Below are 8,045 nucleotides of genomic sequence, written 5' to 3'. Positions count from 1 at the left end.
GGTGGCTCCATTAAGCCGCGATTCAAATGGCTCCATAGGGGCGCGAGATAACACCCATAGCCAAGAATAATCTTGGTTCAAGGGAACCGTGTTGAGCGTCGGTTAGGTTTCCGGTACTCAGCAACGGGCTGCGCTTATCGAGAAATGTTCCAGCGCAACAAGACAGACTATCAACCCCCATTGTTCGAGGCCCGGCTGCCGCTCTGTCCAAGCTGACACCTTGTAGCGCCCATCACCGGCTTTCCCAACAGCTTTAACTGCTGGCACCGTTCTTCAGCGTGATACTCCACAAGGCCGCTATCCACTTCCACGGCTGGCGCTTGCCCTTAGTTCGCCCAATCAACCGATAGCCCCAACGCGTTTCACCTGAACATTGCTATCGGCTTTACCTTGCATGGATACCATCTGACCTGGTTCTTCCTGTAGCGACTAGGTTCGGTTCGCTACTCCACTGCCGCAGATTTCACGGCATGGGGAGAATTATATATTGGATCATGAGTATGCTCAAATATCTATTGACTACTATCATGAGTACGCTCATAATCACTACATCAACACCGCACCACGAACACCGGCAAAGCCAGCGAGTCTGGCATCGAACCAAGCAAGAAGGCACCGCGCAAGCAGGGGCATGAGCGAACGGGAGAACCACCGGGCAGCAAAACCATAGTGCCGCAGTCGGGCAAATGGTGCAGGGAAGGCAGAACAGCGGAGTGACTTGTACATAACTCCGTGAGTGATCGTCAGGACAGCCAATCGGCCGAAATGCTGACCCCCACGATTGCAAGCCGGATGAGCAGGTCATTCCGCTGTTCTGCTTCAGGTAGCAAGTGAAAGCATGTTGCGTTCGATGTTCAGGCTTCCTCCGAAGCAACTCATCCTGAGCACCAGCCGATTAACGAGACATGGGGATGGCATCCCCAGCGCGAATGCTCCCACTTGCTCAATCCTGAGCAAGACAACGCAGTACGCAGTGGCAGTAAAGAAGGTGCAAGGAACAGTAGTACGGGGTGGTTCCCGCAGAAACAAAGACGCCAGTGATAACAGACGACTCCCACAGGGACGACACGACACAGACGGGCAACACGAGCAAGGGTTTTCGGGCAGTCCCTTCAAAACTGCCCATCTTACAAGGAGTCGTGATGAGTTCAACTACCCGCGAGGTGACGCTAACCCTCGATCTTGGCGAACTTGGCGAGAACGATGTGGATTTCACCGTCAAGTATTCCGCCGGTTGCGCCGAGTCGGGCCGCTTCGGCAATAGCGAGAATTACGACCCCGGCTGTGATAGCGATATTGAACTGGTTTCGGCCATCGTCAAGGGCGTGAATATCCTCCCGCTGTTCCCTGATTGGGACTCAGTAACCGAAAGAATCAAGGACATACTGGACAACGAAGAACCGGAATTCAACGCGCCAGAAGACTACAGGGATGCAGCATGAAAACCGCACTCATTCAATACCGCGAAGAAACCCTGGTGATCCACTACGAGCCGTTGGTCATCCACGCAATCAGGCGTGAGACAGACCTTGGCGAGGACTTGATAGGCATCTACGGGCCAAACGAAAAGGCAATGATGGTGAAGATCGTCAATGTGCATGAGGAGCGCAAGGCAGAACTGGCCGATGCCGTCAGCCATTGTGTGATGGACGCCTACGAGAAGACCGACGCCACATCGAAGTGCTGTGAGCTGGCATCGTGATGGACGGCAGATTCATGAGCAATGACGAGTTGATCGCACACCATCAGATTCTCGGCCATGAGCGTATCAAGACGCTTCAGTTGATCGCCGCTGCTCCTGATCTTCTTAATTGGCTGTCGTGGTCTTTGATGGTTATCGACCGTGACTGCCCTGATGTTGTGAATTCGTGGCAATACGAGCAAGCCAGCGATGCCATCAAAAAGGCCGTGGCATGAGAACCGTATCAATCAGCGACAAGGCGAAAGCCATGTTCATTCTCGAATCCGAGCGACAGCAGTTGTTCCAAGAAGCGATTGTAATTTCAAATGAAATGACCTCGCTACTGCATCAAGTATCGAGCTACGGAAACATGATGATGCAGATTTTGCATAAACAAGCAGCACTTGAAGAAGCGAGGGATGCACTGTGAGCAAAACCACATTCTGCCTGGTGGTAGTTGGCCTGGCCTTCTTTCTGGCCGGGTATCTCGACCGCCAGTACGAGACACCGTATCCATCAATCATCGCTAAGGGGATGACGAAATGAGCCACCAACAGCAACACGATCAACTGTGCAACATCTTTAGCCGCTTGGTTCCAGTGCTTGACTGCGACGATCTGGAAACGCTCGCCGGTAGCTGCGGGGTGTCGGTAGCCGACTTCTACTATCCGACCGAGATCCAGCGCAACTACTACCTCGGACGGATGCACGACGCCGCCGATGCGGCAAGACACCAGCAACTAGAAGCAACACCGTTTTAACCGAATCACCTAATTTATTTAACAGCATTCCGGCGCTGGTAAGTCCGGTTTAAATCATAGGAGAAACATCATGGGCTTCATTGCAAAAGATTCAGGCGGTGGCAATTTCAAGCGCGTTCCTTCAGGCGCATTCATCGGTCGCTGCTTTTCGCTTATCGACCTTGGCACGCAGCGCACCGAGGGACAGTACGGCGTCAAGGATCAGCACAAGATACAGATTGGCTGGGAACTGTTCGGCGAAGACGACGACGGCCATCCGCTGACCGTTGATTTTGATGGCGCGGTAATGCCGATGACGATCAAGAAGTCATACACCGTCAGCCTGCATGAGAAGGCCACGCTGCGCAAAGACCTTGCAAGCTGGCGCGGTCGTGACTTTACCGACGAAGAGGCCAAGGCATTCGACATTGCCAAGCTCATGGGTCAGTACTGCATGGTCAACGTGACCACTTCCGAGAATGGCGGAAAGACGTACAGCAATGTCGGCGGGCTTACCAAGCTGCCTACCGCATTCAAGGACGCCAAGCCGGTAGCAGTGCATAAAGACCGCGTGTTCGATCTTGACAGGCCAGACATGGAAATGTTCAACGGATTCCACGAGAAGCTTCAGGAGGCCATCAAGAAGGCTCCCGAGTGGAAGGGCGGCAAGAAGGCAGCAACAGAACACCAGAGCGAGAACCCCGGCGATGGTTTCGACGACATGCCAGACGATTTGCCTTTTTGACCGCTTGACGCAGCATCTAGCCACTTCGCAAGAGGTGGTTAGCGGATGCGAAAGCATTTAGGTCGGGCGTGGCTTGGCGAGGCTCGGCAAGGCGAGGCAAGGCATGGCAAGACAAGGCAATGGCATCACGCAGCAATCAGCATCTTGAAAAGGGTGCTGACCGATGCGAAAGCATTTCGGCATGGCAGGGCTCGGCAAGGCGTGGCGAGACATGACAGGGCAAGGCAAGTTTTTAACCAACAAACGAAAGGTAACAAATGAAAACAGCAATTGTTAAATTAAAAGGCGTAAGCCCTTACTCACAAAGCAAGCATTATCAAACCGAAAAACTCCCGAAGGAGTTACACAAAGACTACGAGGCGCGGACATGGCGCGACCGTATGCACTCCACGGATGACGGCAGCGTGTTCATTCCGCCGATGTCGTTCAAGAACTGCCTGAGCGAAGCCGCAAAGTTCCTGTCAATTCAGATTCCAGGCAAGGGGAAAAGCACCTACACAAAGCACTTTGAGGCTGGCGTGCTGGTTGTCGATGCCTTGATTCTCAACGTGAAGAAGGCCGACGTACCCGGCGAGTGGTTATTTGTTCCTGCCGACGGGGTGCGCGGCTCTGGTAAGCGAGTCGAAAAATGCTTCCCCTGCATCCACCAATGGTCCGGAGAGGTGACGTTCCACATTCTCGATGAGACGGTGACCGAGGACGTTTTCAAGAGCGTGCTTGAGCAAGCCGGCGCTTTCATCGGTATCGGGCGATTCCGCCCACGTAACAACGGATTCTACGGTCGGTTCAAGGTTGAATCGATCAACTGGCAATAGTTTGTAGGTAGTACGGCGCGTCTGGGCGCGGCGCGGCGCGGCTTGGCATGGCAAGACAAGACAAGGATTCACCACAACTAAGGAGCAGTAAATGGACACGAAACAACATCCGGACTTCCGGTTAAGCAGCGACTCAGCAGCACTCGTTAAATCGCTCGAACATATCGCCGTCGGCGCAACCATCACCTATGCCGCGCTATCCTCAGTCATCGGGCGTGACGTGACAAAATTCCGTGGCACGCTCGAAACCGCACGCCGGGCAGTCCAGCGCGACAACAACATGGTTTTCGACGTGGTGCGCGGTGTCGGCATGATCCGGCTTAACGATTCCGAGATTGTCGACCTGTCCGACAAGGCACGCGCCCACTTCCGCCGTCACTCCAAGCGCACGTCAAAGAAGCTGATTTGCGTCAATTACTCTGCCCTGCCAAAAGACAAGCAGACGAAGCACAACGCCGCCCTGTCAATGTTCGGCATCCTGTCAGAGCTTACAACATCAGCCAGCCAGAAGCGCCTTGAAGAAAAGGTGGAATTGGCGGGTACGCAACTGCCATACGCCCGCGCCGCTATGGACGCCCTCGGTGCAGTGATCTAGGAGATAGATATGCGAGGCAATCGGTACAAATCAAATCCAGTAAAGGATAGATTCATAGAAAAAATAAAAATTGACATTAATTCAGAGTGTTGGATTTGGCAAGGAAATATAAATAAAACAGGACACGGCAGATTTAGGGTTAGCGGGAAAATGCTTGTAGCATCTAGGGTTTCGTACCAATTGTTTATTGGAGAAATTCCAGAAAATATGCTTGTTTGCCACAAATGCGACGTTAGGTCATGTGTTAATCCAGACCATTTGTTTGTTGGGACATATCAAGACAATTATGACGATATGGTTGAAAAGGGAAGGGAAAGAAAAGCAAAAGGAGAAAACAGCGGAGTGTCAAAACTTACAGATATGCAAGTTAAAGAAATACGAAACGGAAAAGAATCACTCAGGACCCTAGCAAAAACTCTTGGTGTTTCTTATGGGCATATTGGGAAAATTCGTCGTAATGAATTGAGAATTATATGAACCTTTATCAATTAGCTTCTGAATATAAATTAGCAGAAGAAAAGTTAATGGACTCTAATCTTCCTGATGAAGTAATCATAGACACTTTAGAAGGAATGTCCGGCGACTTGTCGGAGAAGATCATCAACACCGCCAAGGTTATCCAGAACATGCGTGCCGAGTCCAAGGCCATAGACGACGCCATAGCGTCCATGCAGTTACGCGCCAAGGCCACTGACAAGCGAGCCGATAGCCTAGAGGATTACCTTCTGGCGAACATGCAACTGGCCGACATGCCAAAGGTGAAGTCGCCCTGGTTCGTTGTCAGCCTGAAGGCCAGCCAGCGCACGATCATTGATGACGAGTCGCTTCTCCCGTTCAACTACCTGACGGAAAAGCCAGCGGTCGCAGCCTATACGCAGCCCGATAAGGCGGCAATAAAAAAAGCGATTGCAGAGGGCTTCCCGGTGCCTGGTGCGCACATCGAAAAACACATGACAGTGAGTATCAAATGACCACCCAACTGACCGTAGCCGCCCGCGCCGCTGTTGCGCTTGAATCCAGTACCGCAGAAGCCTACCTGCAATCGCTGTCCATGCAATCGCAGTCAATCACCGCCATTACCAATGCCGACGGACGCACGGAATGCCACGCAGCAGCGATGACCGCCAAGGGCGCTCGTATCGGTATCGAGAAGGCCGGGAAAGCCGCCCGCGACGATGCCATGCAGTTCAGCAAAGCTGTAATCACTGAAACGAATCGGCTGGTCGCCATCATCGAGCCGGAAGAATCCCGACTGGTCGGCATCCGTGACGAATGGGATGCCGAGAAGTCGAGAGAGAAGGCAGAGAAGGCCAGAGAAGAAAGCCTGCGCGTCATGATTATCCAAGGTCGAATCAACTGCATCCGCACGCTTCCATCGCTTACGGCTGGCGCAACGGCTGCGGTAGTCCAGTTCGACATTGATGCGCTGACCAGAACGGAGATAGACGATACGTTTGCCGAATTTCACGACGAAGCAGTTACCGCCAAAGCTGAGTCACTTGCCAAGCTTACCGAGATCCACGCCGCCCTGGTGCGCGCCGAGGCTGAAGCGATCAAAGCCAAAGCCGAGCAGGATGAACAATTCGCACGAATCAAGGCGGAGCGTGAAGAGCTTGCGAGGCTGAGAGCAGAGCAGGCGATTCGTGATGCCGCCGACAAAGTAGATCGCGAGGCTGAAGCAAAGCGCCTGCAACTGGCCCGCGACGAGATCGCCGAGGGTCGCCGGGTAATCGCCGCCGAGAATGCAAAGCGACTGGCCGCTGACCGGGATGAGCTTGCACGGCGCATGGCCGAAGAAGATCGCGCATTGAAGCGTAGCGTCGAGATTGAGAAGTTGCGCGAAGCGGCATCGAAGATTACCAGAATTCAGACGAAGCTCGGTGTCGACAAAGCTGAGTTGATTATCTGGATCGCCAAGGTCGAAGCCTGCCGCGTGAAAGCCTATGGCGTCAAAGTAACTCCGCTTTCTTGCCCGCATTGCGCCGGGTTGGTGAGCGCAGTGCATGGCACGCTTATTCCATTCGTTGAGCCTGAGCAAGCCTATGACCCGGAGGCAATCGCCAATCTTCCGATATTCGAGAAGTCGCGGGATTTGTTCGTATCGTCAGTTGCAAATGGCGATCGGGATCTGCGGACTGCTGAGGATGCCCGCGCAAAGGTTGAGGCTTTTGATGCGGAAATGTCGCAGAGGAAGGCAGCTTAAATGTATTGCGGTGCTGCCCACATGCCGTCGCCTAACGCGCAGTGCGGCGAATCACGCACTGAGTCAGATAAGCAAGGGCTTGAGCAGCGGAATGACCGTAGCGGCTACTACCACTCCCAGCATCCACTGAATCAGGGTGATCTTGCCGTTGATCGCCAGCAACTCTTTTTCGATGCGGTTGATGTCGGATTTTGTTGCAACGCTCTCGGAAGAAAGCGCCTCTGCGGCCTTGCGTGCCTTGTCCTCCGGAACGCCGGCGGCGCGGAAGGCTTCAAAGACTTCGGAAATCATCGTGGTCATGCGCGAATCCTACCCCACTTGACAACCGCTCGCAACCGGGCCTTGAAGTACGCAAGCCCTACTGCCACGTTACTCCGAAAGGAATGACGCGGCTTGCCATGATCTTCAGACCGGCAGTCAGCATGGCGCCATCGTGAAAGCAGTCCCTGAATAATCCAAAGTTTTAACCACCAACGCAGGAGCAACAAAATGAACAAGACAGAACTAATCGCAGCAATCGCAGAGCGTACTGGCGAATCGAAAGCCTATGCACTAAGCCACCTTGACGCCCTGCAATTCGTCATTTCCGAAACAGTCGCTAAAGGCGAGGAAATCATGATCCCCGGTTTCCTCCAGATCAAGGTTGTCGCCAAGCCAGCGAGTACAGGGCGCAACCCCGGCACCGGCGAAGCGATTGAAATACCCGCCAAGAACGCCGTCAAGATCAAGGCCGGCAAGACGCTTGCTGTCGCAGCGAACGGAAAGTAAAACGAATCCACCCGCCAGCCTGAAAACTGGCGGATAGGGAGTTGATATGAACCGACTGATAGCAGGGCAGCAAATGCGTATCAAAGAACTTGAAGCCGAGCTTGCCGAAGTAACGGAATCAAACAAGGCAGTAGAGAAAGCGCTTGAAGGAGTCCCGTATCTCGGCATTTATGCCGAAGGTGTTGAGTGGCTGAAGGCGCGGATTGTTGAGCTTGATTCCGAGTTGTTCCGCATGCAGCTACTTAAAACCACATACATGGTGGAACTTGATAGCAGCAAAGACAAGTGTAACCAACTCGCCGTGCAGAATGAGGGTTTTAAGCAGGTACTCAAGGAGGTGTTACGCAACAACGGGCTGGACTACCTTGAGATGCTTGCAGAAAACGCACTGGCTCTGCCAAGCAACGCATCAGAAATAATCCGCAAGCACGACGCGAAGGTGGTGCGTGACATTTCACTACGCCTGAATACATTTCACATAGACGGTGAGAATACTCA

General features: G+C 53.1%; 14 protein-coding genes. 13 read left to right on the top strand and 1 reads right to left on the bottom strand.

Annotated features, from left to right (window positions below):
• Positions 1–1,142 precede the first annotated feature (1,142 nt).
• The 11 genes from ACOYNV_RS23905 (at position 1,143) to ACOYNV_RS23855 (ending at position 6,779) form a co-directional block, all read left to right on the top strand.
• Positions 1,143–1,442, top strand: coding sequence for a hypothetical protein (locus ACOYNV_RS23905; RefSeq protein WP_422902317.1), 300 nt, complete (start codon positions 1,143–1,145; stop codon positions 1,440–1,442).
• Entirely contained in the window at positions 1,439–1,702 is a 264-nt protein-coding gene (locus tag ACOYNV_RS23900) for a hypothetical protein (RefSeq protein ID WP_422902316.1), read from the top strand. The genes ACOYNV_RS23905 and ACOYNV_RS23900 overlap by 4 nt, the downstream gene beginning before the upstream one ends.
• The gene (locus tag ACOYNV_RS23895; protein ID WP_422902315.1) at positions 1,702–1,917 is read left to right on the top strand and encodes a hypothetical protein; all 216 of its coding nucleotides are present in this window, start codon (positions 1,702–1,704) and stop codon (positions 1,915–1,917) included. The genes ACOYNV_RS23900 and ACOYNV_RS23895 overlap by 1 nt, the downstream gene beginning before the upstream one ends.
• 32 nt (positions 1,918–1,949) lie before the next feature.
• Positions 1,950–2,111 (top strand): hypothetical protein, encoded by a 162-nt coding sequence (locus ACOYNV_RS23890; RefSeq protein WP_422902314.1) that lies wholly within the window; start codon positions 1,950–1,952, stop codon positions 2,109–2,111.
• 112 nt (positions 2,112–2,223) lie between these two features.
• Positions 2,224–2,442, top strand: coding sequence for a hypothetical protein (locus ACOYNV_RS23885; protein ID WP_422902313.1), 219 nt, complete (start codon positions 2,224–2,226; stop codon positions 2,440–2,442).
• Between the two features lie 70 nt (positions 2,443–2,512).
• A complete protein-coding gene (locus ACOYNV_RS23880; RefSeq protein WP_422902312.1) occupies positions 2,513–3,166 on the top strand; it encodes a phage replication initiation protein, NGO0469 family in 654 nt (217 codons plus the stop codon).
• 257 nt (positions 3,167–3,423) lie between these two features.
• Positions 3,424–3,981 (top strand): hypothetical protein, encoded by a 558-nt coding sequence (locus ACOYNV_RS23875; protein ID WP_422902311.1) that lies wholly within the window; start codon positions 3,424–3,426, stop codon positions 3,979–3,981.
• Positions 3,982–4,072: 91 nt separating this feature from the next.
• The gene (locus ACOYNV_RS23870; protein WP_422902310.1) at positions 4,073–4,576 is read left to right on the top strand and encodes a hypothetical protein; all 504 of its coding nucleotides are present in this window, start codon (positions 4,073–4,075) and stop codon (positions 4,574–4,576) included.
• A 9-nt stretch (positions 4,577–4,585) separates the two neighbouring features.
• Entirely contained in the window at positions 4,586–5,053 is a 468-nt protein-coding gene (locus ACOYNV_RS23865) for an HNH endonuclease signature motif containing protein (protein WP_422902309.1), read from the top strand.
• The gene (locus ACOYNV_RS23860; RefSeq protein ID WP_422902308.1) at positions 5,050–5,547 is read left to right on the top strand and encodes a siphovirus Gp157 family protein; all 498 of its coding nucleotides are present in this window, start codon (positions 5,050–5,052) and stop codon (positions 5,545–5,547) included. Before ACOYNV_RS23865 ends, ACOYNV_RS23860 begins: the two co-directional genes overlap by 4 nt.
• Positions 5,544–6,779: a hypothetical protein gene (locus ACOYNV_RS23855; protein WP_422902307.1), complete on the top strand. Its 1,236-nt coding sequence runs from the start codon at positions 5,544–5,546 to the stop codon at positions 6,777–6,779. The genes ACOYNV_RS23860 and ACOYNV_RS23855 overlap by 4 nt, the downstream gene beginning before the upstream one ends.
• 63 nt (positions 6,780–6,842) lie before the next feature.
• Here ACOYNV_RS23855 and ACOYNV_RS23850 read toward each other — a convergent pair whose 3' ends face one another.
• Complete coding sequence (locus ACOYNV_RS23850) at positions 6,843–7,079, bottom strand: hypothetical protein (RefSeq protein WP_422902306.1); 237 nt, start codon at positions 7,077–7,079, stop codon at positions 6,843–6,845.
• A 189-nt stretch (positions 7,080–7,268) separates the two neighbouring features.
• Between ACOYNV_RS23850 and ACOYNV_RS23845 the strand changes: the two genes are divergently transcribed.
• Both ACOYNV_RS23845 and ACOYNV_RS23840 read left to right on the top strand, forming a co-directional pair.
• Positions 7,269–7,547, top strand: coding sequence for an HU family DNA-binding protein (locus ACOYNV_RS23845; RefSeq protein ID WP_422902305.1), 279 nt, complete (start codon positions 7,269–7,271; stop codon positions 7,545–7,547).
• Between the two features lie 46 nt (positions 7,548–7,593).
• Positions 7,594–8,045: hypothetical protein (locus ACOYNV_RS23840; protein ID WP_422902304.1), on the top strand; the 452-nt coding region annotated here is incomplete at its 3' end.

The organism is Propionivibrio sp. (assembly GCF_049316945.1).
Classification (GTDB): Bacteria; Pseudomonadota; Gammaproteobacteria; order Burkholderiales; family Rhodocyclaceae; genus Propionivibrio.
This window is presented reverse-complemented; position numbering and strand designations above follow the sequence as displayed.